At 69.0% G+C, this 23,320-nt stretch carries 19 protein-coding genes; 7 read left to right on the forward strand and 12 right to left on the reverse strand.

The features are described from left to right. The first annotated feature begins 83 nt into the window (after positions 1-83). A complete protein-coding gene (locus NXI30_16725; GenBank protein ID MCR9095867.1) occupies positions 84-722 on the forward strand; it encodes a PEP-CTERM sorting domain-containing protein in 639 nt (212 codons plus the stop codon). 957 nt (positions 723-1,679) lie between these two features. Here NXI30_16725 and NXI30_16730 read toward each other — a convergent pair. Both NXI30_16730 and NXI30_16735 read right to left on the reverse strand, forming a co-directional pair. Beyond that, positions 1,680-2,327, reverse strand: a complete 648-nt coding sequence (locus NXI30_16730) for a hypothetical protein (protein MCR9095868.1) — start codon at positions 2,325-2,327, stop codon at positions 1,680-1,682. A gap of 136 nt (positions 2,328-2,463) precedes the next feature. Then, positions 2,464-2,715: a dockerin type I domain-containing protein gene (locus NXI30_16735; GenBank protein ID MCR9095869.1), complete on the reverse strand. Its 252-nt coding sequence runs from the start codon at positions 2,713-2,715 to the stop codon at positions 2,464-2,466. Between the two features lie 321 nt (positions 2,716-3,036). Here NXI30_16735 and NXI30_16740 point away from each other — a divergent pair, with 321 nt between their 5' ends. Then, on the forward strand, positions 3,037-6,537 hold the full coding sequence (locus NXI30_16740) for a S8 family serine peptidase (protein ID MCR9095870.1): 3,501 nt from the start codon (positions 3,037-3,039) through the stop codon (positions 6,535-6,537). On the opposite strand, the gene pqqE is transcribed toward NXI30_16740, so the two are convergent. From pqqE to NXI30_16760, 4 genes are read right to left on the reverse strand one after another with little or no spacing between them, the layout of a single operon-like run. Next, on the reverse strand, positions 6,534-7,601 hold the full coding sequence (pqqE, locus tag NXI30_16745) for a pyrroloquinoline quinone biosynthesis protein PqqE (GenBank protein ID MCR9095871.1): 1,068 nt from the start codon (positions 7,599-7,601) through the stop codon (positions 6,534-6,536). The two genes, NXI30_16740 and pqqE, sit on opposite strands and share 4 nt — an antisense overlap. Next, positions 7,598-7,879, reverse strand: a complete 282-nt coding sequence (pqqD, locus tag NXI30_16750; protein ID MCR9095872.1) for a pyrroloquinoline quinone biosynthesis peptide chaperone PqqD — start codon at positions 7,877-7,879, stop codon at positions 7,598-7,600. Before pqqD ends, pqqE begins: the two co-directional genes overlap by 4 nt. A gap of 2 nt (positions 7,880-7,881) precedes the next feature. Next, positions 7,882-8,775: an MBL fold metallo-hydrolase gene (locus NXI30_16755; GenBank protein ID MCR9095873.1), complete on the reverse strand. Its 894-nt coding sequence runs from the start codon at positions 8,773-8,775 to the stop codon at positions 7,882-7,884. A 28-nt stretch (positions 8,776-8,803) separates the two neighbouring features. After that, positions 8,804-9,439 carry a RecX family transcriptional regulator gene (locus NXI30_16760; protein ID MCR9095874.1) on the reverse strand — a complete coding sequence of 212 codons (636 nt, stop codon included), beginning with the start codon at positions 9,437-9,439 and terminating at the stop codon, positions 8,804-8,806. A 76-nt stretch (positions 9,440-9,515) separates the two neighbouring features. Here NXI30_16760 and mutM point away from each other — a divergent pair, with 76 nt between their 5' ends. Further along, positions 9,516-10,391: a bifunctional DNA-formamidopyrimidine glycosylase/DNA-(apurinic or apyrimidinic site) lyase gene (mutM, locus tag NXI30_16765; protein MCR9095875.1), complete on the forward strand. Its 876-nt coding sequence runs from the start codon at positions 9,516-9,518 to the stop codon at positions 10,389-10,391. 113 nt (positions 10,392-10,504) lie between these two features. Beyond that, the gene (locus NXI30_16770; protein MCR9095876.1) at positions 10,505-12,001 is read left to right on the forward strand and encodes an NFACT RNA binding domain-containing protein; all 1,497 of its coding nucleotides are present in this window, start codon (positions 10,505-10,507) and stop codon (positions 11,999-12,001) included. A gap of 3 nt (positions 12,002-12,004) precedes the next feature. Here the strand turns inward: NXI30_16770 and NXI30_16775 are convergent, their stop codons facing one another. Together NXI30_16775 and NXI30_16780 are read right to left on the reverse strand one after the other, a co-directional pair. After that, positions 12,005-14,680 (reverse strand): MMPL family transporter, encoded by a 2,676-nt coding sequence (locus NXI30_16775; protein MCR9095877.1) that lies wholly within the window; start codon positions 14,678-14,680, stop codon positions 12,005-12,007. Between the two features lie 161 nt (positions 14,681-14,841). Next, positions 14,842-15,819 carry a hypothetical protein gene (locus NXI30_16780; GenBank protein MCR9095878.1) on the reverse strand — a complete coding sequence of 326 codons (978 nt, stop codon included), beginning with the start codon at positions 15,817-15,819 and terminating at the stop codon, positions 14,842-14,844. Positions 15,820-15,964: 145 nt separating this feature from the next. Between NXI30_16780 and NXI30_16785 the strand changes: the two genes are divergently transcribed. From NXI30_16785 to NXI30_16795, 3 genes are all read left to right on the forward strand, one after another. Beyond that, the gene (locus NXI30_16785; GenBank protein MCR9095879.1) at positions 15,965-16,612 is read left to right on the forward strand and encodes a CDP-alcohol phosphatidyltransferase family protein; all 648 of its coding nucleotides are present in this window, start codon (positions 15,965-15,967) and stop codon (positions 16,610-16,612) included. 89 nt (positions 16,613-16,701) lie between these two features. Continuing rightward, complete coding sequence (locus tag NXI30_16790; protein ID MCR9095880.1) at positions 16,702-17,541, forward strand: porin family protein; 840 nt, start codon at positions 16,702-16,704, stop codon at positions 17,539-17,541. 87 nt (positions 17,542-17,628) lie between these two features. After that, complete coding sequence (locus tag NXI30_16795) at positions 17,629-20,076, forward strand: hypothetical protein (GenBank protein MCR9095881.1); 2,448 nt, start codon at positions 17,629-17,631, stop codon at positions 20,074-20,076. Between the two features lie 33 nt (positions 20,077-20,109). On the opposite strand, the gene NXI30_16800 is transcribed toward NXI30_16795, so the two are convergent. The 4 genes from NXI30_16800 to NXI30_16815 form a co-directional block, all read right to left on the reverse strand. Continuing rightward, entirely contained in the window at positions 20,110-21,039 is a 930-nt protein-coding gene (locus tag NXI30_16800) for an FAD:protein FMN transferase (protein MCR9095882.1), read from the reverse strand. 43 nt (positions 21,040-21,082) lie between these two features. Then, positions 21,083-22,408, reverse strand: a complete 1,326-nt coding sequence (locus tag NXI30_16805) for a DUF3570 domain-containing protein (GenBank protein MCR9095883.1) — start codon at positions 22,406-22,408, stop codon at positions 21,083-21,085. A 77-nt stretch (positions 22,409-22,485) separates the two neighbouring features. Continuing rightward, a complete protein-coding gene (locus NXI30_16810; GenBank protein MCR9095884.1) occupies positions 22,486-22,713 on the reverse strand; it encodes a DUF4266 domain-containing protein in 228 nt (75 codons plus the stop codon). After that, positions 22,714-23,232, reverse strand: a complete 519-nt coding sequence (locus NXI30_16815) for a TlpA family protein disulfide reductase (GenBank protein MCR9095885.1) — start codon at positions 23,230-23,232, stop codon at positions 22,714-22,716. Positions 23,233-23,320 lie beyond the last annotated feature (88 nt).

Below are 23,320 nucleotides of genomic sequence, written 5' to 3' on the forward strand. Positions count from 1 at the left end.
ACGTCACTCATGAAACAGAGCCCCAAAACCTCGTCCACGCGGATGCTGAAAGCTCTGGTTCCTATTTTTCAAGGAGAATAATGATGCGGCTGTTTTCTTCCATTCTCGCGGGCCTCGCGACGTTCGCGATCGCGACGACGGCCTCCGCGGGCCTCAACATCGACGTGCAGGCGGACCGTGACCCGTTGGGGCTGCTTCCCGATAGCGGTCAGCTGACGCTCACGATCACGCTCGACGTCGACACCCTCGGCGAAGCGCAGGGTCTCACCCTCCGCGCTGCTGGCCTCGGCAACGGTCTGACCTTCGCCTCCGCCACGCTCGCGAACCAGGGCGTCTTCGGCGCCGCGGCGGGTGGCTCGGCCTTCGGTACCCTCACGGAGATCGCCCCCGGCTTCTTCGCCTACTCGGGCGGGATCGACAGCATCCTCGCGGGCGCGGTCGACAACGGCGACAACGTCGTCCTCTTCGACGGCGTCTCGACGGGAACCACGACCGGTGCCGGTCCGGAGGTCTTCACGCTGACCCTGGACGTCGGTACGACCGGCTCGGGTGTGCTCGAGATCGGTGCGATCGAGTCCTTCGGCGACGCGTTCGTGAGCAACGTCGACGGTACGTCCTTTCCGACGACGACGGTTGCCTACAACATCGTCCCGGAGCCCGGCACGGCGCTCCTGATGGGCCTCGGCCTCGCGGGCCTCGCTGCGGCGGGCCGACGCGAGTAGCGTCCATCGCGACTCCGTCGCGAACAAGGAACTTCGAGCGCGATCGCTGATCGCTCCCGAATCCGACTGAGAGCGCCCTGGATCCTCGAGATCCAGGGCGCTCTTCGTTGTGCGGCGCCGCGCTGGGGCGGGGGCCGCACCGCCTGGTCCGAAGCGCCGCGAGACGAATGGCAGCCTCGAGTCGAGGTGCCTGCCGCGCAATGGATCCGTCGCGCATCGAGGGAGAGCGGCTCGCGGGATGGAGAGGACCCGAACCCGCCCCCGTGAGCGAGTCGCGAGAAGCCGCCGTGGCAGGGAGCCGCTGCGCCCCGCGAGTTCTCTCGATTGGCCCTGCGCGCGCTGCCCCAGGGAGACCGTCGCCGCGACCGAGCCGAGCCAGTCGCCGGGTGTAGGAAGGTCCGATCTGCCCCGCGACCCGCTGCCCCCACCGTCGCGCCCGATCCTTTGGTCCGGACCGCACCGAAGAAGGCGCCCGGCCTACGTGAGCCCCGGCGCCCCACCCGCCCGCCCTCCGAGACCCACTCGGGAACGAGTCTCGAAGCGACCACGAACGGAGAGTCGACTCCAGTCGACAACGGTCCGGAGCGGTTCGCGACGGCCTCGGACTCGGCGGTCGGGTCGCCCGGGAAGCGGGAGACCCCACTCTCGCCGGCGAGCTCGACTCAGCCTGGAGGGCGCTCCCAGGCGCTACCTCGATGGGCCCGCGAGCGCGACTGCACGTCGCGGACCCTTCGTCGGCGTCACGTCACACACGCCCCGCCGCCGCTGGCCGAGGGGAACCGCGAGCGCTCAGGCGTCGCCGCGTGACTTCCGTGCCCTCTGCGATCCGCTTTCGAGCTTCCCTCTGCCCCTCTAGCCCGTGCACGAAAAACGGCCGGGAGCACTAGGCTCCCGGCCGTTGTCGAGCGAACGGTCCCAGCCCTGCGCGCACGCAGGGCCGGTCCTGTCAGGCTTCGATCAGTCGTTTCGCCGGCGGCGAATCCCGACGACCCCCATGACCGATCCGAGCGCCGCCAGGCTGGCCGCGGCCGAGCCGGGTTCGGGCACGGTCACCGAGAGCAGCGTCGTCGGGAAGGTCGTGCCGTTGACGCGGCTCACGAACGCGTCGCCGAAGGACTCCACGGCCCCGATCTCGAGCTCCATGGTGCCCTCCTGCAGGGCGTCGAAGGTAATCGTGAAGACGTCGGGGCCGGCACCGTTGGGCGTACCCGTCGAGACGCCGTCGAAGAGGACGACGTTGGTCCCGTTGTCGACGGCATCCGCGAGGATGCTGTCGATCCCGTCCGAGTAGGCGAAGAAGCCCGGGGCGATCTCCTCGAGGGTGCCGAAGATCGAGCCGCCATCAGCGGCGCCGAAGACGCCAGCATTCGCGAACGTCGCGGAGTCGAACGCGATCACGGTGTCATCGATCTCGGCGACGCGCAGCGTGAGGCCCTGCGCTTCCGGGGCCGGCGTCGTCAACGTGATCTCGATCGTGAAGGGCTGCCCGACCGGGAGCGCGTCGAGATCGCTCGTAGAGCTGGTCTGGATGTTGAGCTGGGCTACGGCCGGGATCGCGAACGCGGCCGTCATCAGCGCAGCGAAGAACGAAGTCGTTAGGCGCATTGTTCCTGTGTTCCTCTCGAACGGTATCAGGCTGCTCGTCGCCGGGCTCGAAACGATTCATCCCGGTTCGAACGAAGGGCAGCCACCGAATAACAGTTGGAAAGTAGATAAGGTGAAGCGAGTCGAAGCCGACTCCCTAGCTGCAGTCGAGCAGCACTCCGTAGTCTTGCGTCGTCACGCGTCCGTCGCCGTTGAGATCGGCCGCCGGGACGTAGCCCGCATCACCCTCGTAGGTGCCGAGCGCATCACGCAGCACGATCACGTCGCTCTCGTCGGTCACTCCGTCGCCGTTGATGTCGGTTACGGGGCAGGCGTCCTGGGCGAACGCAGCGGGCGCCAGAAAGAGCGTGACAGCCGCAACGAAGAAACGCCCCCAGGTCTTTTGCATCGAACTACTCCTCTCATCCTCTCTTGAGCGGGACCGGTCGATCCCAAGCGGCAATGATAGCGACAACGCTCCCCGGCACCATCGAGGCGGTTCGTATCTCGCCTCGATCGCGCGCGTGTTCGCCCGGATCGCCACGAAACCAAGACGCTTCCGCTTTCGTTTCTGACGCCGCGTAGGCATGATGGTCAATGCCTACGTCCTGCCCCCGCTTCCCCCTCCGGCTAGATTCATCCCGGGCAGGAAGCGGCTTTTCGAGGAGAGCATCCCGTGCATCGTCTGGCCTCGGCGCGAACCCTCCGTGCACCGACTCCGATTCGACGGGTGGTCGCCACCCTCGTGATCGCGATCGTCGGCGCGATGACGGGGTTCGCTCGAGCCGATCAGGAGCGCGTCGAGGGCTTCGCTGCGCAGCACGGCGCGCACTCCGATTCGCGCGCCCACGCGCGCTCCTCCGCCTCCAGACCGCACCTGGTCGTCAAGTACCGGGGCGCCGGTCCGCACGCGCTCAACGACTGCGCCGAACGCCTCAGTCGTCGCGGACAGCGGTTCGCCCCCTTCGCCGCCGACGGTGGGGCCGACCTCGACCGCTTCCAGCGGCGCTTCGGGGTCCTGCCCCATCGTGCGCTGTTCCGACGCACGACCGGCGCGGGCTTCGCCGCGGAGTCTCGGGCGTTGCGGCGTCGGTTGCGGCGGGCTCGTGAGAATAGAGGCCAAAACGCTACGAATCGCGCGATGGCCGGGCTCCCGGAGCTCGGACACGTGTATCGGGTCGAAACACCCACAGAAACGGATCCGGAGGAGGTCCTCGACCAGCTGCGCGCACTCCCCCAGGTCGAGTGGGCGCAGCTCGACTACGAGATCCAGCCCGAGCAGCTCGCTCCGTTCTTCGATGATCCCTTCCTGGCGACCGCTGGGAGCTGGGGCCAGCCCTATGCGGACCTGTGGGGACTCGAGCAGATCGGGGCGCCGAGCGTGTGGGCCGACGGGCTGGGCGAAGGCCGGATCGTCGCCGTCGTCGACACGGGAATCGACACGACCCATCCCGACCTCGCCGACAACATCTGGGTCAACCCCGGAGAGGATCTCGATGGAGACGGCGTCGCCGAGCCGAGCGACCGCAACGGCATCGACGACGACGGGAACGGGTTCGTGGACGACCTCGTCGGGTTCGATTTCGGCGATTCGTTCGATGCCAACCAGGACGGTGACTACGACGATCCGGGGGACGTCTCCGATCCGGATCCCTTCGATGAGCGTGGCCACGGGACCCACGTCGCGGGCACGATCGCCGCGGTCGCCGACAACGGGCTGGGGATCGTCGGCGTCGCTCCGGGCGTCCGGGTCATGGCCGTCAAGGGCTTCCCCCGCGAAGGATCCGGCGTCGATTCCGTCTTGTGGCGCGCCGTCCTGTACGCGGCCGAGAACGGCGCTCACGTGATCAACAACAGCTGGTCCTGCGGCGATCCGTGCCCATCGAACCCGCTCGCGACCGACATCCTCGAGCACGTCGAGGCGCTCGGCGCCGTCGTCGTGACCAGCGCGGGCAATGCGTCGTCGGATGTCTCGCTGCGAAGCCCCGAGAACACGGACGCGGTCCTGACCGTCGGCGCCCTCGGCTTCGACGATCGTCTTCCGAGCTTCACGAATCGCGGCTGGGGGATCGATCTCGTCGCGCCCGGTGGAGGCCCCTCGGTCGAGCCGGGGGTTCAGGTCGCGCGCCGCAACATCCTGTCGCTGCTCACGAGCGCGCCGCTCGAGAGCGAAGCCCCCTTCGTCGTCGGAGAGTTCTATCGACGGCTTGCGGGGACGTCGATGTCGGCACCGCACGTCGCTGGCGCGGTCGCTCTCGCGAGTGCGCGCCGGCCGGACCTCGCGCCGGCCGCGCTCCGTGACTGGCTGCGCCTCGGCGTTCGTGATCTCGGCCCCCCGGGCTACGACTGGCTCAACGGCGCCGGCGCGCTGCATCTTCCGACGCTGCTCGAGAGCGCGCCGCCCGAGGTCGACCTCGCGCTCGAGGCGCCGGCTTCCGGGAGCCTCGTCGATCCGGCCGATGGTGCGGTTCGTTTCGAGGTCGTCGCGACGGGTCCGGACGTCGCGGGCCTCGAGCTCTCCATCGCCGAGGGCCTCGTGGGCCGCGAGTTCGTCCCGCTCGAGAGCCTGCCGGGCGTCGAGCGCGTTGCGCCCTCGGTTCGCGGGGCCGCCGAGTTCGCCGCCGACTGGGACGCGCGGTCCGCCGCGTCCGGGCCCCGCACGCTCCGTGTCCGGGTCCTTCTCCGGGACGGGCGAGAGATCCTTCGCTTTCGAGTCTTCGGACTCGATCGTGTCCGGCCGGCTGCGTACACCCGGGGAGACCTCGGCGTCGCGGCGCCCTCGACCGACGGGCGTCGCGTCGCGTGGTTGATGGAGCACCGCGGAGAAGACGAACGATTCGGTGTCTCGGTCGATCGCGTTCGAACGGCCACCGCGAAACGTCCCTTCGCCTCCTCGCGGGCCGAGAACGTCGCGAACGGTCGGCGGGACCGATCCCGATCGGCGCAGGAGGGCCCGGTCACCGCGCCGCCGACGGCCGTCGACGGGCGTCCCATCCACGTCGACATCGACGGCCGAGTGATGGCCTGGCGATCGAGGGAAGAGACCCGGTTCTCGATCGGATGGTGCTTCCTCGAACCCGATGGCCGCTCCTGGAAGGAACGCTCCGTATCCCGTTCGACGACGGACGAATGTGTTCCGCGCGCACTGGACGCGGCCGCTGAGAGTCTCTCGCGACCCTGGGTCGGGCGCGGGTGGATCGTGTGGCAAGAGGGCCTGGGGGCGGGCGGACCGATCGAGGGATGTCGCCCGAACCGCGGGCGGCGAGGGTGTGCTCCGATTCCCCTCGTCGAGTTCGCCGAAGGCGATCCGCTCTGGCGCCTTCAGTCCTTCGACGGGCGGACGTTGCTGCTCGAGGGGAGCGGCGTGCTGGCCCGGTGCCGGTTGTCCCGCGACGGTCGGCCCTGCACGCCCGAGCCGATCTCCCTCGGCCCGGGCCGCGTCGATCCGGACGGCCCGATCCACTCGGGTGACCTCGTGGTCTTCGGTGTTGCGGACATCGAGCTCCGGCCGCCCGACGGTTGCGTGTTCGGAGACCTGCTGCCCGAATGCCGGCCTGCACTCCAGGTCGTCACCCGACTCCACGCATGCGAGCTGGAGGAGTCGGAGGACGACTCGGGTCCGCGATGCGATGCGCGAGCGATCTCGTCGTCGCTCCGTGTGGACCAGCTGACGGGCCCGCAGGTTTCGGGGCGCCGCGTCGTCTGGTCGATCGGGAGCGCGATCGAGGCGCCCTCGATCACGTTCTGCGAGTTCGATTCGCGCACCGGGTCGTGTCCTCTGCAAAGAGTCACGGGAACGCTCGCCTCACAGGCCCAGCCCGACGTCGCAGGGCGAACGCTGGTGTGGCGTGGCGCTCGGGAAGCGGGCGAGTCGATCTGGTCGCTCTCGCTGCCGGATCTGAGCGTGCCGACGCGTCCGGTTCCGGTTCGCGGGCGCGTCTTCGTCGTTCCCCTCTACGCACGCGCCGGAGATGCGGGAGACTTGTCCTACGAGGTGTCGGTCTCCGGAGCGGATCCATCCCCGGGCCTCGTCTCGAAGATGGAGATCCTCGACTTCGGACGGCCCGGCGGCCGTATCTGGCTCGTCGGTCACGCCTCCGGGTCGGACTCGGGGAGGGAGCGAGTCGAGGTCGTCGCCCGGGATCGCTGGGGACTCGAGAGCCGCGGCGCGATCGACCTGGAGATTCGTCCGTGGAATCTCGCCGAGAAGGATTCCTCCGACTCGCCCTAGCGTCGGGGTTGGAATCCCGGCGCTCTCACTTCTCTCGCGTTCGCGATCACTTCGTGCGAAGGCGATTTGGTGCACGCCGGATCGGTCAGGCGAGCATCCCCCAGGAGCCGGAAGGCCTGACATCGGCAGCCACCGAAGTCGACCTCGCGGTCCTCGCAGCTCCGGCAGGGCTCGGGCATCCAGTCCGTGCCTCGGTACGCGTTCATGCCGGGGCTGTCTCGCCAGCAGGCCTCCACGGAATGATCCTGAACACGCCAGAACTCGAGCTCGGGGATCTCGCCCGCCTCGTGGCAGGGAAGGACCCGCCCGGTCGGATCGATCACCATCGCGAGGCGGCCCCATCCCCCCATGCAGGGCTTCGGTCGATCCGAGAAGTAGTCGGGGAGGACGAAGAGCATGTTCAGCCCCGACCCGGCGAGCCGCGTCTGCTCGGCCTTCACGACGCGGCTCGCCTCGGCGAGCTGCTCTGCGGTCGGAATCAGCGCTGAACGATTCAGCAGCGCCCAACCGTGGTACTGGGTGTTCGCGAGCTCCAGGCGATCCGCGCCGAGTCGCTCGGCGAGGGCGATGACCTCGCCGATCGCGTCCAGGTTCTCGCGGTGGAGCACGCAGTTGATCGTCAGCGCGAGGTCGAGCGCCTTCGTCCGCTCGCAGAGCGCGAGCTTCGCGTCGAAGCTGCGCGTTCCGGCGATCCGGTCGGAGCCCTCCGCGGTCGCGTCCTGAATCGAGACCTGCACGCTTCGCAGGCCGACGTCCGCGAGCTCCGAGAGGCCGTCGGGCGTGAGCGGGAGGCCCGCCGTGACGAGATGCGGGTAGAGGTCGGCGGCGACGGCGCGCTCCACGATCTCGGGCAGGTCCTTGCGAGTGCTCGGCTCGCCGCCGGTCAGACCGACGTGGACGACGCCCAGCGCGGCGGCTTCCCGGAAGACGCGTCCCCAGTCCTCGGCCGAGAGCCCCTCGCGCCGCTCCCGGAACGCCAGGGGATTCGAGCAATACGGGCATTGGAGCGGACAGCGATACGTCAGCTCCGCGATCAGGTTGAGCGGCGCGATCCCCTCGGTCATCCCGACTCTCCGTCGGCGTCGATCGAAGTGATCCCGCCCATCGTGATCATCTCGTCCAGGAATCGCTCGACTTCGTCCGCGAGGCCCTCCGTCCCCGGGTATCGGTCGGCGAGGATCGACGTGATCTCGTCGCGGCTCCGCGTTCCGTCGACGAGCTCGAGGATCTCGCCTCCGCTGCCTTCGAGCCGGATCGCGCGCTCGGGAAGCACGAGGACGTGCCCCTGCGCGCGGACCTTGAGCGCGGCGTGCCGCGAGAGGGCGTAGCGAGCGGCGGCCATGCTCAGATCTCGACCTCGAGTCCGTCGAGTCCGACCTCCACGCCGGCCTCCGAGACGCGCTTCGCCTCCTTCGCACCGAGCCCCGCGAGAGGATTGCTGGCGGCGACGTGGACGTAGATCGAGCGCCCGTTCATGCCCGCGAGCACCGCGAGGGAACCGCCGGCGCCGTCGATCGGGACGTGGCCGAGCTCATCGGGTGTCCGCGCACCCGGCCGTAGACGCCGCGCCTCCTCCGCCGCATAACACGTGCCGTCGACGAAACGCACGTCCGCTTCGCGGAGCTCCGCGAGGGTGGCGGTGTCGAGTCGCTCGATTCGCGGCGCCCAGACCAGGCGTCGCCCGCTCCGTCGGTCGGTGATCCGGACGCCGCAACGTGCGCGCCCGACGCTCGTCGAGCGATCCCGCAGATGATCCGGGATCGGCCCGGGCAGGGGGAAGAGCCGCGCCTCGAGGATCTCGTCGCGGTCGAGGGGGAAAGGTCGATCCCAGCCCAGTCCGGTCCAGAGCGGCTCGAGGGTCACGAAGGCGGCATCGTGATCGAGCAGCTCGCGACGAAGATCGGCGGGCGAGGCGATGCGGATCGCGAGACCGCTGCGGAGCGCGAGCGCACCGGCGCTCCCGTCGAGATCACCCGAAGTGAGCACGAGGGAGTCGATCGGAACCGCGCGGCTTCCCTCCGGCGGCGCGAAGAGGGGCTCGTTCGCGAGGCTCGCCGCGAGATGGAAGGGTGCTTCGAGGATCGAGAAGCGAACGCCGTCGGCGCTGACGGCGAGGCAGGCGCCTGCGCGGCGCGGATGGTCCGGGTCGCGTGTCCGCGCCTTCCGGGCGATCTCGGAGCCGTCGTTCCAGGTCGGGACGCCGGTCGCGACACCGGAGCCGAGCAGCCGCGCCTTCATCACGACGTCCCGCCCTCGGGTCGCCGCCTCATTCCGCGGACTCCGCGTCGATCACGTGGTGGGCGACGTCGCTCGAGAAGCCGCGGCGGGCGAGGAAGCCGAGATGGCGCTGGCGCTTGGCGATCCGCTCGTCCGGGTCGGGGCAGAAGGGGCCGAGGCGCTTCTTGCGCGCGATCCGGAAGGCGGCTTCGACCTCGTCCGCGTGGGCGAAGCCGCCGCCGTCGTCGTCTCGCGCGCCGGTCGCCTCCTCCGTTCGTTCGCGCTCGATCTCGCGAAGGGTCGAGGGTTCGATCCCCTTCGCGAAGAGCTGCTGCTCGATCTGGGCGCGCGAGCGACCCGCGGCCCGGCCGCGCTCGAAGAGGTGTGTCGCGAGTCGGCGATCGTCGACGTAGCCACGATCGATCAGTCGATCGACGATCCCGGGGATCGACGCCCGGACGGCCTCGCCCTGCTCGTCGGTCCGCGCGCAACGCTCGTCGAGCTTCCTTTCGAGGGTCTCGATCAGTCGTCGCCGCGATTGGTCCGAGCGCGCGAGGGAACGGACCGCCTCGTCCTCGAGCCAGGTCTCGTCGAGGGGCAGGGCGTCCCGACGTTTCCGTCGGCGCGGCGCCTCGTCCGGTGCGCCGGAGTCGGCTGCGACTGACGTGGGGCGATGCGGTTCCATGCCCTCCACGCTACCAAATCGGCGAAACGCCCTCGCGGGCCGGTCTCCGACCCTTCCCCGCGGAATCCATCTGACGATGCCCGAGCTTCCCGAAGTCGAAACGACCCGCCGCCGGATCGCGCCGCTCCTCGTGGGCCGGCGCATCGCGCACCTCGTCACGACGCCGCCCAGCTACTTCTTCATCACGCCGCCCGAAGAACTGCGCACACGCCTCGAAGGGCGCCCCGTCGAATCGCTCGATCGGGTGGGCAAGTACCTCGTGATGGGCCTCGATCACGGGGACCGCGTCCTGCTCCACCTGGGCATGACCGGTCAGCTCTTCTCCAGCAAGGCGACGAGCGTGCGGCTCCTCTCCGCCACGGCGCGCGCGTCCCTCGCCCCCGACGAGCAGCGGGCCTTCGAGCCCGACGAGCACACCCATCTCCGGTTTCAGATGGAGGGGCCGGGACCGGAGATCTACTTCCGGGACGTGCGCAAGTTCGGCAAGGTGCAGTGGCTTCCGGCGGGGGTGTCGAACGAACGCCTGGATCGCCTCGGGACCGATGCCCTGGAGGTGACCGGCGAGGAGCTCTTCCGGGCGAACCGGGGACGGCGGGTCGCGATCAAGGCGATGCTGCTCGACCAGTCGGTGGCCGCCGGGGTCGGGAACATCTATGCCGATGAGGCGCTCTTCCTGGCCGGCGTCCGTCCTGGGCGGGCAGCGAAGCGCGTGACGCGTCGCGAATGCGAAGCGATCGCCGACGGGCTCCATCGCGTGTTGCGCCGCTCGATCGAGACCGGCGGCTCGAGTATCAGCGACTACGTGGCACCGGACGGCAGCGACGGCGGCTACCAGGACGAGCGCCGCGTCTACGGACGCAAGGACGAGCCGTGCCTGACCTGCCGCGAACCGATCAAGCGTCGGCTGATCGCCCAGCGTTCCAGTCACTATTGTCCAGCGTGCCAGCGATAGCTGGCACTTCGCCGCAGGCGCTTGCTCGCGATGCCAGCGGTCGCTGGCACTGCTGGGCCGCAGGCGCTCGTCCAGCGGGCGCTCACGCGCAGCGCCGGCGCTAAGCTCGCCGCATGTTGAGTCTGGTGGAGCTCGAGCGGGTCGCGACCGCGCTCACGGCGGAGTTCGTCGGCGGGCGGGTGGAGCGCTGGGTCGAGCCGGACCGGGGACGGCTCGCCTTCACGATCTATCGGCGCGACGAAGCGGGGAAGCGGAAGTCGACCCTCGGGATCGACGCGCGTCCCGAGCTCGCACGGGTCGGTCTCCTCGGCCGGATGCCTGCGGCACCGGACAGCCTGCCGGCCTTCAGTGCCTACCTGCGCGCCCATCTCGGCCGCGCCCGCCTCGAACGGGCGACGCTCCGCGGAGACGATCGGCAGCTCGCGCTCCGCTTCTCGGCTCGGGACGGGGAATACACGCTGCTCTTCTCGATCTTCGGCCGGCGGAGCAATCTCTACCTCCTCGACGCCGACGAGAGGATCGTCCAGGCGCTGCGCCCTGTGGCGGACACGCGGTCCGAGCTCGCCCTCGGCGATCGCTGGGCGGATCCGGGTTCGGGGAGTCCGCAACGGGGTGAAGATCGGTTCGCCGACCAGGATGGACTCGACCTGCTCGAGGCGGTCGAGGCGTGTTATGCGGAACGGATCGGCGAGCGGACCGCGGACGAGGGGCGCCGTCGTCTCGCCAGCGCGCTCAAGAAGGCGCGCAAGACGGCCGAGCGGCGCCTCGAGCGGATCGAGGCGGAGCTCGCCGAGGCGGATCAGGCGACGACGCTCCAGGAACACGGGGAGCTCCTCAAGGCGAACCTCGGCCGGATCGACCCGGGCGCCTCGGAGATCACGGTCGATGATTTCACGACGGGTGAGCCGGTCACGATCGCCCTCGATCCGAAGAAATCGCCCAAGGAGAATCTCGACGCGATCTTCAAGCGCTACCAGAAGCTCCTGCGTCGTCTGACCAAAGCCGGCGGGCAGGTCGACGGGGCACAGCAGGCGATCGACGCGATCGTGGCGCTCGAAGGCGAGCTCGAGACGACCGACTCGCTCGATTCCCTCCTCGAGCGCGCCGATGTCAGGAAGATCCTCGGGCGGCACACGACGAAGCCGAGCGCGACCGCCGTGTCGAAGGCGCCGGAGTTGCCGCCGCTCCCCCAGGCCTACCGAAACCTGCCGCGGAAGCTCCACCCGCGTCGCTACCGCTCGGCGGAGGACCTCGAGATCTGGGTCGGTCGGAGCGACGAGGCGAACGACGTGCTCACGACGCGTCTCGCCCGGGGAAAGGACCTCTTCTTCCACCTCGACGGCGCGCCGGGCAGCCACGTGATCCTGCGGACCGAAGGGCGCGAGGATCCGCCCGCTGAAGCGGTCATCGATGCCTGTGAGCTGGCCGTGCACTTCTCGAAACAGAAGAATGCGGGTCGCGCGGATGTGCACGTCGTGCCGATCAAGAACGTCAAGAAGCCGAAGGGGGCGAAGCGCGGACTCGTCTACGTGACCGGAGGGAAGTCCGTCCACCTGCGCAGGGAGCCGGAGCGCCTCGAACGACTGCTGAAGTCGAGGATCGAGGACTGACGCCTAACGTCCATGGGACGGTACCCGGAGCGAGAGCAGCGCCGGGAGGACGACGAGGTTGCTCACGACCGTGAGTACCATGCCGATCGTCAGGACGAGTCCGAGGCTCGACACGCCCTGGTGCGAGGACAGGGCGAGGGTTCCGAAGCTGACAGTCGTGGTCAGGGCGCTGTAGAAGACCGCGCGCGCGGTCGTGCTCGCGAGGAGCTCGCCGCCGGTCTCGCTCTTCGCGAGGGCTTCGGCGCGGTGGACCAGGTGGATGCCGGAGTCGACGCCGATGCCCAGCAGGAGCGGGACGACGACGACGTTCACGAAGTTGAACGCGATGCCCGTGACGGTCATCAGCCCGATCGTGAGCAGGTTGCTCAGGAGGAGCGGCGCGAGGACGAGGCCGACCGGCGTGAATCGCTGCCAGAGGAGACCGAGCAGGATCGTGATCAGGACGATCGCGGCGACGAGGGCTTCCTGGAAGCTGTCCCTCGTCGCCTGCGCGAACGCGACCATGTTCATCGGGAGTCCCGTCGCCTCCGGGACCAGCGCCTGGACGTCGTAGGCGAATCGCGTGAAGGCGACTTCTTCGGTCAGCTGCTCCGCAGGGAAGATCTGGACGCGCGCGCGGCCGTCCGCGGTCATCATCCGTTTTCGCAGCTGCTCGGGGAGGTCGTCGAGGGTGACTTCCTCGAGGAGCGTGGCCTCGCGCAACCGGACGAGCTGCTCCGTCAGCCCGCCGAGCAGCACGGTCTCCAGGCGTTCCAGGGCCGCGTCGACGTCGTCGTCGGTGTCGGCTCGTGCGAGGAATTCGTCGAGGTTCGCGCGCAGGGCGCGCATGCTCATCCCGAGGACGCCGGCTTCGTCCTCGATCGCCGGGTCGCGGAGGAAGTCCCGGAGCGCGCGCAGGGCGGCGACCTGCTCTTCGGTCGTGGGCGGCTCCTCGTACGTCGTCGTCCCGCGCGGCGCATCGAGGATCATCCCCACGTCCTCGAGCAGGTAGAGCTTGTCCTCCTGGTCGGTCGGGATGTAGTCGGCGAGGGAGATCGCCATGTCGACGACCTCGAGCTCCTCGACGGCGCGCGCGATCTCGGTCGCCGCCTCGAGGTCGGGGGCGATCGTGTCCATCGGCCAGGGCGAGCGCTGCCCCGCCTCTTCGAGCATCTCGTTGAAGGTCTGCACGCTCTCGGTCGACGGGTCGCGCATGCGGACGACGTTGGCGTCGAAGTCGACCTGGAGCGCCTTCCAGCCGCCGAAGATCAGCAGCCCGAGTGCGGTGAGGGCGATCGTCCGGGGCCAGGCCGAGACGGCGCGCGACCAGGTGTTCCGGAACGTCATCGCGTGCGGCACGTCCCGCTCGGGATCGAGGCGACAGCCTTTCGCGAGCAGCGCCGGGAGCAGCGTCGTCGTGAGGAAGAGGTTCACGATCATGCCCGTGCCGGCGATCAGCCCGAGCTCCGCGACGCCGATGTTGTCCGTCGGAATGAAGACGTAGAACCCGATCGCCGTCGTGACGGTGCAGATCACGAAGGAGCTGCCGACCTGCTCGAAGCCGTGGGCGAGGGCGGCCCTGTGGACATCGTCCACCCCGTTCTCGAGGGAGCGGCGGAAGCCGTCGACGTAGGCCATGCCCAGGTGGATCGCGAAGTCGACGCCGAGACCGATGAAGAGGATCGCGAAGGCGACGGAGACGAGGTTCAGCGCGCCGACCGTCGCGGCGGCGAAGGCGCCGGTCCAGACGAGCCCGGCGAGGAGCGTCGCGACGGAGGCGATCACGAGCCTGACCGAGCGAAGGGCGCGGAAGAGCACGACGACGACGAAGCCGAAGGTGATCACGCCGCCGAGACCGATGTCCCAGAGGAGGCCGGCCATCTCTTCGTAGTTGAGGACCGGATTGCCGGTCAGGCGGATCGTCACCCCGTGGTCCGGGTCGAGGTCGTTCTCTTCGGCGATCCGGCGGATCTCGGCCATTGGCCCCGCGGCGGCGAAGATGCTCCCGAAGTCGAGAACCGGGTCCACCACGATCACCCACTGCTTCACGCTCTCGACGGAGGAGCCGCGTAGCAGGATCTCCTCCCACGAGATGGCGAGGGGGAACTCCTGGTAGGCCTCGACCGTCGCGTCGCCGATCCGGTCGAGGAGGGTCGCCAGCTCGTCGAGGGCGAGGTCCGTATCTTCGCGTTGCTCGAGGCCGCTCTGGATGAGCGAGGCGAGGTTCGCGACGGTGGGCTCGCGCTCGAGTGCGGTCAGGATCGGCTGGACCCGCGCGATCTGCAGGGCGAACTCGTCGAGGTCGTCGAGATCGCGGTAGAGCAGGCCGTGCTTCTCGAAGAAGGGCCCGGAGCCCGGGATGTAGACGTCGTGGAAGAGATCCGGCCGTTCGGCGAGGGCCTCGCGGAGGGCGTGGGTCGCCTCGCGCGCGACCTCCGGGGTCTCGCCGTCGATCACGACGAGCATCACGTTTTCGATGTTCGGGAAGCTCCGGGCGAACTCGAGGTAGTTCTGACGCGCAGGCAGATCCTCGGAGACGAGCTGGACGTTGTCCGAGTTGATTCCGAGATTCAGGGCCGCGAAGACGAAGAGGGCGAGCGTCGCGATCCCGATCGCGGTGAGCACCTGGCCGGCGCGCGCGTGCACGCCCAGCGACCAGCGCACGAGCACGTGGGAGAGCAGGGCCTCGAGCCGATCCATGAACGCTCCTCGATCCTAGGGGGTCGCCGCGAACGGGCTCTTCCCGGCGACGGGCGGGGACGAGATAGCGAAGCCGCCCGCTTCGTTCGACCACGCGGCTCACACGAAGCCGCCGGCTTGGACTCGGGGCCGGATTCGGTCGGATGGGTTCCGACGCGCGCTCAGCCGTCGGTGGCTTCCCCGCGCGTCGCCGCGATCGCCTCTCGCGTGAACTCCGGCGCGAAGAGCAGGCCGAGCAGGGCGCGGGTGACGATGATCGAGGTCGTCAACACGATGCTCATCGCGAGGAGCTCGGCGTCCCGGGCGAGATCCCGGAAGACCGCGACGAACACGACCTGGCCGGTGCCGATTCCGGCGATCGCCAGAGGCAGGGCAGCGACCGCCAGCATGACGCCGATCCCGAAGACGAGCTCGAGGAGCGTGATCTCGACGTCGAAGGCGAGGAAGAGGCCGCCGACCAGGGAAGCGAAGCAGACGAGCATGCAGAGGCGGACGAGGGCCAGCTCGAGCAGGAGCGGGAGCGGGACGAGCCGGGCCGCGTCGAAGAGGGGCAGCTCGCGAACGACCTCGAGCGGACCGAGGTCCACCGGGGCGCGCAGGAAGGCGAAGCCGGCCACGACCATCGCGACGAGCACGGCGACCCCGCCGAGTCGCAGCCCCACGTCGTCGACCTGCAGCAGGCTCCCGCCGAGCACGATCGAGGTGAGCACGGCGCCCACGTCGAGGAGCGCGAGAAGGAGCACCATCCCCGAGGCGACCGCGAACGACGCACCGGTCCGCCGCGACACCAGGAGCGCGAGTCCTCCGGCGCCGATCAGGTGGTTGAGGACGCCGATCAGGTAGCAGGCGGCCTTGAGCCGAGCCGCGACGCGCCGGGGGAGCGGGGCCGCCTCCTCGGGCCGGCCGGCGACCACGCGATGGAGGCTGTGGGCCTCGATCGCGACCCCGACCGCGGTGAAGAGAACGAGGGTGGGGAAGAATCGCAACAGGACCTCCACCGTCACGTGATCGAGGGCGAGCCGGATGTCGATCCGGTCGAGAACCCAGGCCAGGAGCGCCACGCTCACGACGGAGGGAACCGCGGTCCGCGCGATCCGCATGAAGACGCCGGGCTCCCGCTGCGCGTCCACGCTGTTCACGCCCTTCCCCCCGAACCGCCCCGCGGAGCGGTCGTCCTTCTTCTTCCTCCCCTACTTCGGCCGGATCCGCGTCCGACTGTCGAGGACCCTGGCCGCGCGGCGCCTTCCGCCACGGAATCGAGAGGGCCTCCGATAGACTCGACCCATGATCGACAACGCCTTCCGCAGGATCGTGCCGCGTTTTGCCGGTCCCCTGCTCGCGCTCTACACGCGATGGGGTTGGACCCCCGATCACGTGACCGTGCTCGGGCTGTCGCTGGCGCTTCTCGCCGCCGCCGCCGTCGCGACGGGACATCTCTGGCTGGGTGCCGGCCTCTGGTGGGTGTCGCGCCTCGCGGACGGCACCGACGGTGTCTTCGCCCGGGCTTCGGGGCAGGAGACCGATTTCGGCGCCTACCTCGACATCGTGCTGGACATGGCCGCCTACGGGGCGATGGTGCTCGCGTTCGGGATCGTCTGGCCGGAATTCGGCCCCCAGTGGACGATGATGCTCTTTCTCTATGTGCTCTGTATCGCCAGTGCGCTCGCGCTCGGGATGCAGGAGGCGAAGCGCGATCTGCCGGCCCGGGACGATCGGGGGCTGCGACTCGGCGCGGGTCTCGCCGAGGGGGGCGAGACCGGGATCGCGTACACGGTCTTCCTTCTGTTCCCGAACCTGCTCCCGGTCACCACCTGGCTCTGGGTCGCGATCCTGGCCCTGACCGTGGTCGCCCGGACCCTGCTGGCGCGCCGCCTGCTGGCCCCGGACGTGGGGAACCCACGTCAGGAGGACCCGGAATCGCCCTCGGTGTGACATCCATCATCAAGACACCCACCACGCTCGGCCGATAGATCACGGAGTTTCTCAGGCAGCGAGCCGGCAGGCTCGCGGGGAGGCCTTCCGTGACGCGCGACCGAAAGCTCCACACCCCGTTCCGCACGTGGGGGCTCGTGATCCTTCTCGTTCTCGGGGTACCGGCCTCCGCCGTCGCCGACTGGGAGGTCTACGTCGCCGGTGGGCTCGGCATCTCCCTCGCCGAAGGCAATGCGGTCGGTCGTCAGAGCGCCAGTCCAGTGGTCGATATCGGTGGTGAGGACCTCGACGGTGCGCCGATGATCGACGGGATCATCGGTCTCGAGATTCCGATGGACGAGCTCGTTCCGCGCGAGATGCTGCTCGACGTCCGGCTGCCCGACTGGCCGGTCCGCGTCGAGCTCGAGGCCGCGGGGCTCCGCGAGTACGAGCTCAAGAACTTCTTCGGAGGCGATCTCTTCTTCACCGAGGTCGAGACGACCACCGTCTTCTTCAACGCCTGGCTCGACATCCCGATGACGTCCATCTATCGGCCGGTCCAGTACACCTTCGGCTTGGGTCGTCAGCCGCGTATCCGGCAGTGGCTCGAGCCTGCGAGCTTCTACGTCGGCGTCGGCATCGGCTACGCCCACACCGACCTGTCGGGCACGTCGAACGAGGGTTTCGCCTCGGGCGAGTTCGACGAGTTCGCATGGAACGCGGGTACGGGTTTCAACTACGCGCTGACGGATACGGTCGATCTCTCCCTCGGCTACCGTTTCGTCTGTCTCGCCGGTGAGCAGTGCATGGCCACGGACGAGGGATTCGAGCTGACGCCGACCGGTGGCGCGCCCGAGCCGACCGACTACCTCGAGTACGACCTCCTGGCGCACGAGGTGCGCGTGCAGGTTCGCGTCGAGGTCTTCGAGTTCTTCTCTCCCTGGCGATAGCGCGAGGCGGGCGCGACTCGCTTCTCTGACGGTCCTTCCGGTCGGGCGCGATTCGCCGCACGAAGCCCCTTCGGATAGCTTCTGCGCGTGCAGCGACTCCCGCGCCACCGCCCGAACCCGCTCGCCGCGCTGGTCCTCGTGTGGACCTGCGTCCTGGCTCCGGTCATGCCGAGCGCAGCGCAACCCGTGCCGGCGCCTTCGCCGGAGGCGATCCGCGGAGGCCACGCCGCGTCCGATCCGGACGTGGTCCGCCCGGATCCGCGTCGCGTCGGGGAGACGACAGGTCGGGAACGCGCCGATCGGGTGCGGCAAGCTGCCCGCGAGCGCGCCGAGCAGGTGCGTCGCGAACGGGCCGCACGCGCTGCGCAGGATCGCCCTTCGCGCGTCGAGCCCGAGCGTGCCGGACGCGCGCAGCCTTCGAGACGGGCGCCGAGCCGTCGGGCCGCCTCGCGTCCGTCCACGCTCACGCTGAACCAGAAGCGCGCGCGGATCGAGCAGCTGGTCCAGAAGATCGGCGAGGCCGCCGGTCGAACGATCCTCGTGCCCGACGACGTGCGGGGCAACGTCACGATCATCGCGAAGCGACCGATGACGATCGACGAGAGCTGGGCCGTGCTCGAGACGGCGCTCTCGCTCCTGGGGCATTCGTTGCTCCCGGGGCCCGAAGGGGTGTGGCGGATCGCGAAGGTGGCCGACGCCGTCGGTGAGGCACCCTTCGAGCGGGTCAGCGACGGACGAGGCGAGTCCTTCGTCACGACCCTGATCCCGCTCCGCACGGCCGACGTCGAAGACGTGATGCCCGTGCTCGAGCCGCTCTCTGGATCGCGTGTGACCCTTGTGCCCTTCGCGGAGACGAACAGCATCATCGCGAGCGGCTCGGAGGTCGCGATCGCCCGCCTCACGACCCTCGCCGACGAGCTCGACCGGATCGAGGAGCAGACGCTTCGGATCCGCGTGCTGCGCCACCGCGGCGTCGAAGACGTCGAGGGTTTCGTCGAAGAATACCTCGAGTCCGGCGACTACGAGCTGCAGGACGTCCAGGTCTGGAGCGACCTCCGTACCAACAGCCTCGCCGTTCGGGGCTCGAAGAAGGGCGTCGACGAGGTCGTCGCGTTCATCGAAGACGTCGACCAGCCGATCGAGCGCGGCGGGGCGATCCGGATCCTCCGCGTGCTGAACCGCGACCCGGAGGAGGTCGCCGAGCTGATCCGCAGTCTCTCGAACGGGACGACGGCCGCGACGACCGAGGCGGCCTCGGTCGCGGGGCCCCTCGACGGCGCCGACTACACGATCGCCGTGGATGCGCCGTCGCGCTCCCTCGTCGTGAAGGCCCCGCCCGAGGCGCAGGGCGTGATCCGCGAAGTGGTCGAGCTGCTCGACCAGTCGCCGCAGCTCGTCGCCGTGGACATCACGGTCTCCGAGCTCCGGATGCCCGAGGCCTACGGGCTCGCGACGGGCTTCTCGCTCCCCTTCACGGATGGTTCCGACGGCAACAACGATCTCGTCGGCGTCGTCGTCAACGAAGCCTCCTCGGCGGGCATCGATCTCCCGCCCACCGTCGTCGGCCGGATCAGTCGGGACACCGGCGTCGCCTTCCAGCAAAACGTGAACGGAAACCTCGTGTCGGTGCCGATCCTCCAGTCGGGGACGATCGCCGGGGTCGACTTCGAGGCAACCAACGAGGTCCTGATCCAGCCGAGTCTCGTCGTGACCGCCGGCGATCAGCACGAGATCTTCGTCGGGAACAACGTGCCGATCCCGGTGACCGATTCGGACAGCTCGGGTCTCGGCGCGAATACCGTCGCCGGCGTCAACATTCCCCAGATCTCGCGCACGACGAATTTCGATCGCCGCGACATCGGCACGCGCGTCACGCTCGAGGCGACGACCGGAACCGAAGGAAAAATCCAGCTCGATCTCGAGATCGAGCTCTCGAACATCGACCTGACGCGCGCGAACCTGGGCGGCGATGCGGCGCAGGTCGGCCCGTCGTACGTGGAGCAGTCGTTGGTCACGACCGCACGCCTCGATGACGGCGAGACTGCGATCCTCGCGGTCAACACCGACAAGAAGACGCAGGACGTCGAGACCGGCGTTCCCTTCTTCCGGAGCATCCCCTTCCTGGGACGCTTCTTCCGTTCGACGGGAACCGTCGTCGACGACATCAAGCTCGTGATCGCCGTGCGCGTCCGACGCATCTCGAACCCGTCCGAGCTGGTCGCCGACACGATCCGGAGGCGGCTCGTCTTCGAGCGCCGCGCCTCGCGCGCGACGAATCTGCCGCTGGTCGAGGGCCCGCCCTACGGCGTCCGCGTCACGACGCGCGTCTACGAAGAGGACGCGACCGCGATCGCGGACTCGATCGCGAGCGAGGGTCTCGCGACCCGGGTCCACGGGTGGAGCACGGACACCGCGGACTACTGGGACGTGTACGTGACGGGACTGCCCTCGATGGTCGACGCGGGCGTCGTCGCGCGCGAGCTCGCCGAGCAGGGTTGGGAGACCGATCTCGTGGTCTTCTCGAAGCGACGCTGAGCCGAGTCCAAGCGACGTCGATCAGAGGTTTCGCTAGAGGCGACCCACCGCCGCGCCTCGTGTGCGTCGGCGCGGCCGCGGCGCGATCTCGACGAGACGCGTCTCTCCGAAGATGCGCCCGGCCTGGGTGATCCCGAGATGCGGTAGGCCGAGGTCGGCCAGGAATGCCTCGGCGGAGGGCTCCTCGTGGAGCATCGCGATCGTCGCCGTGACACCGGCGACGAGGCAGTGCGGGGCGCGCACCGAGACGCAGGCGGGTCCGCTCCGGAAGCTCTCCCCGGTCCGAGGGTCGAGCAGGTGCGAATAGCGTACGCCGTCGACGACCATGCATCGCTCGTAGTCTCCGCTCGTCGCGAGTCCGCCCGAATGGAGAGCGATGCGCGCGATCGCCTCGGAAGGCGCACGCGGGTCGCGTACGCCGATCAGCCAGGGAGAGCCATCGGGATGCGGGCCGACGATCGCCATGTCCCCGCCGAGATCGACGAGTCCGAAGGCGAGGCCTTCCTGGCGCAGGCATTCTGCGACGCGATCCGCCGCGTACTCCTTGACGAAGCCCCCGAAGTCGAGCTCCATGCCGACCGTCGGGAGGGCGAGTCGTGGCCGCTCCCAGCGGATCCTGGACCACCCGACGAGCCGATGAACCGCTTCGGTCTCGCTCGGGTCGGGGACGTGTCCGGAGCGGAAGTCCCAGGCACGGCGCAGGACGCCGGAGGTCGGGTCGAAGCGCCCTTCGCTCTCCGTCCAGGCCGTCGCCGCGAAGTCGAGGAGTGCGGCGGTTTCGTCGTCGACCTCGATCCCGCAGGCGCTGCCGGCGCTGCGGTTGATGCGCGAGGCGAGGCTGTCGTCGCGGTAGCGCGAGTACTTCGCCTCGAGGCGGGCGATTTCGCGGCACGCGACGTCCCGCGCGCGCTCGAGCGCCGGGCGGCTTTCGGCGTAGAGCGAGAGCTCGCAGGGGCTTCCCATGGCGCGGAAGCGGAAGCGATCGAAGAGCATCCCGCGCCAGGCCTCAGAAACGGCCGTTGAGCGAGAACGAGATGATCTGGAAGTTCACGAGGCCGGGGTTCTGGTCGAACTCGCCGACCGAGGTGAGTCCGATGTCGCCGTCCGAGATGTAGCGTTCGTAGGCGACCGAGAGCAGAAGGTCGAGCCCGTCGCTCAGTCCGAACCGCTCGCTCCAGCCCTCGGCGTCGTATGAGAGCACGTCCTCGAACTCGACCTCGAACTTGATCCGCGCCGAGACCGCGCCGAAGGGCGAGAGACGGTAGTCGGCGCTGCGTTCGATCGGGACGACGATCCCGTTCAGCAGCGGCTCGTAGAAGTCGGCCTTGCTCTGGCTGTAGTACCGGAAGCTCGGGGCGATCGTGAAGATGTCGGCGAGGCGCTGGTACCACCCGAGATCGGCGGCGTGGGAGATGATGCCCCAGGTGTCCGCGTGGAACTGATAGTCGACGTGGAGCGAACCCTCGATGTCCTCGAAGTGGTGGCGGTAGCGCGTCAGGATGGTCACCTGGTCGCGGTCGTGGGGACGTGCGTCGGAGACGTTCGCGCCGCCGCCGATCGGGGCGACCAGCTTGTAGGGGTCGTCGAGGAAACCGTCGGAGTGCTTGAAGTTGACGGTGACCTGGGCGATCGAGGCACGCGAGAGGACCTGGCTGAGGCCGGCGAACGCCGTGATCGCCCACTTCTGATCGCTCACGATCCGGCTGCTGAATCCGTCGCGGGTCGGCTCGATCTCGTCGAAGTTCGCGCCGAGCGCGAGGTTGAAGGTCGTGTTCTTGTCGTTGAAGTTGCGCTCGGTCGCGAGCCCGATGCTCCAGGATTCGTAGTCTCGCTCGACCGAGTATCCCAGCGAGATCGTGTCCTTGCCGGTCTCCATGTAGTAGTCGAGATCGACTCGTACGTCGGTTCGCTCTTCCTCGATCGTCGCCCCGCTCATGACCTGGACGCGTCGTCCGCCCTCGGCCGTGACGTACCAGGGGGATGCGCCGCTCATCTCTTCGTAGAGGATGTCGATGCCGATGTCCGTTCGCTCGGACGTCGGAATGTCGAAGCGGAGCTGCTTGGCGAAGATCTCGTAGCGTTCGTTCTCGCTGCCCGCGGCGAGGCGCTTCTGCGGGATCTGGTCCTCGCGGTAGTAGCTGAAGGCGCTCGAGGCCGTGGCGCGCTCGATGGGCGCGTCGGCGCGGGCGGAGCCGGCGATGCCCGGCAGGGCGAGGGCACCGGTCGCGAGTGCGGTCAGCGTCCGGTTCGGACGCGGGAGCGGGAACGCGGCGCGGGTGTCCGCGTCGCCGACCGCTTCGAAGCGTTGTTCATTCTCGTCCGAACGATCCATGATCCCCATCCCGATTCGAGCGACGGCGTATGACCGTCGCGGATCGCCTTCTGGTCGCGATCGGTGTGCGATCGCCGTCAGTTGCAGCCGCAGCCGCCTCCACCGCCGCTGCCACCCGGCATCGTGGCTTCCTTGCTCCAGTAGATATGCGCTTCCCGCTTCGCCTCGAGGCCGTCGGGTTCGAAGCTCATGTCGCGTCGCGCGAGGAGGTCGCGCTCCCAGGGCTTGACGACGGCGCATCCCGTAGACGCGAGCGTGCAGGCCGTGAGGGCGGCGATCACCGCGAATCGGAACGATCGGGTCATCTACTTCTTCCCCAGCTTCTGCTCCTTGAGGAGCATTCGGATCTCTTCGCGGATGCGGGAGCCGTCGCCGCGGGAGAAGCCCTTGTGGACGTATCGGATCACGCCGTCACGATCGATCAGGTACGAGGTCGGCATGGTCTCGACGCCGAACTGACCCGGCAGCGAGCCCTTCGGGTCCGCGGCGCTCGGGTAGCCGATCGGGTTCTTCTCGAGGAAGCGCAGCGCCTTCTTGGCCTTCTGGTCGAGGTTGACCGCGACGACCTGGAACTGGTCGTCGGGGAACTCACCGCGCATTTCTTCGATCTCGGGAATCGCCTTGAGGCACGGGCCACACCAGGACGCCCAGAAGTCGAGGTAGACGATCTTGCCGCGGTACTTGCCGAGCTCGACGTTGCCGTCACCGAAGAGCGAGGGCACCGAGAACGCCGGCGCGCGGTCACCCTCGTCGAGGGCCGTGGCCGAGAGCGGCCATGCGCAGCTAGTGAGCAGAAAGAGGAGGGCGAGAGTTCGAGATCGCATGCAGGCTTCTCCGACGGTCGCGCGGGCGGGGGGCCACGCACGTCCTGACTTGCATCGTCTCGTCGGCCCGCGGTGCTGAGGGAAATGT

This window comes from bacterium, from assembly GCA_024742285.1.
Classification (GTDB): Bacteria; Myxococcota_A; UBA9160; order UBA9160; family UBA4427; genus UBA4427.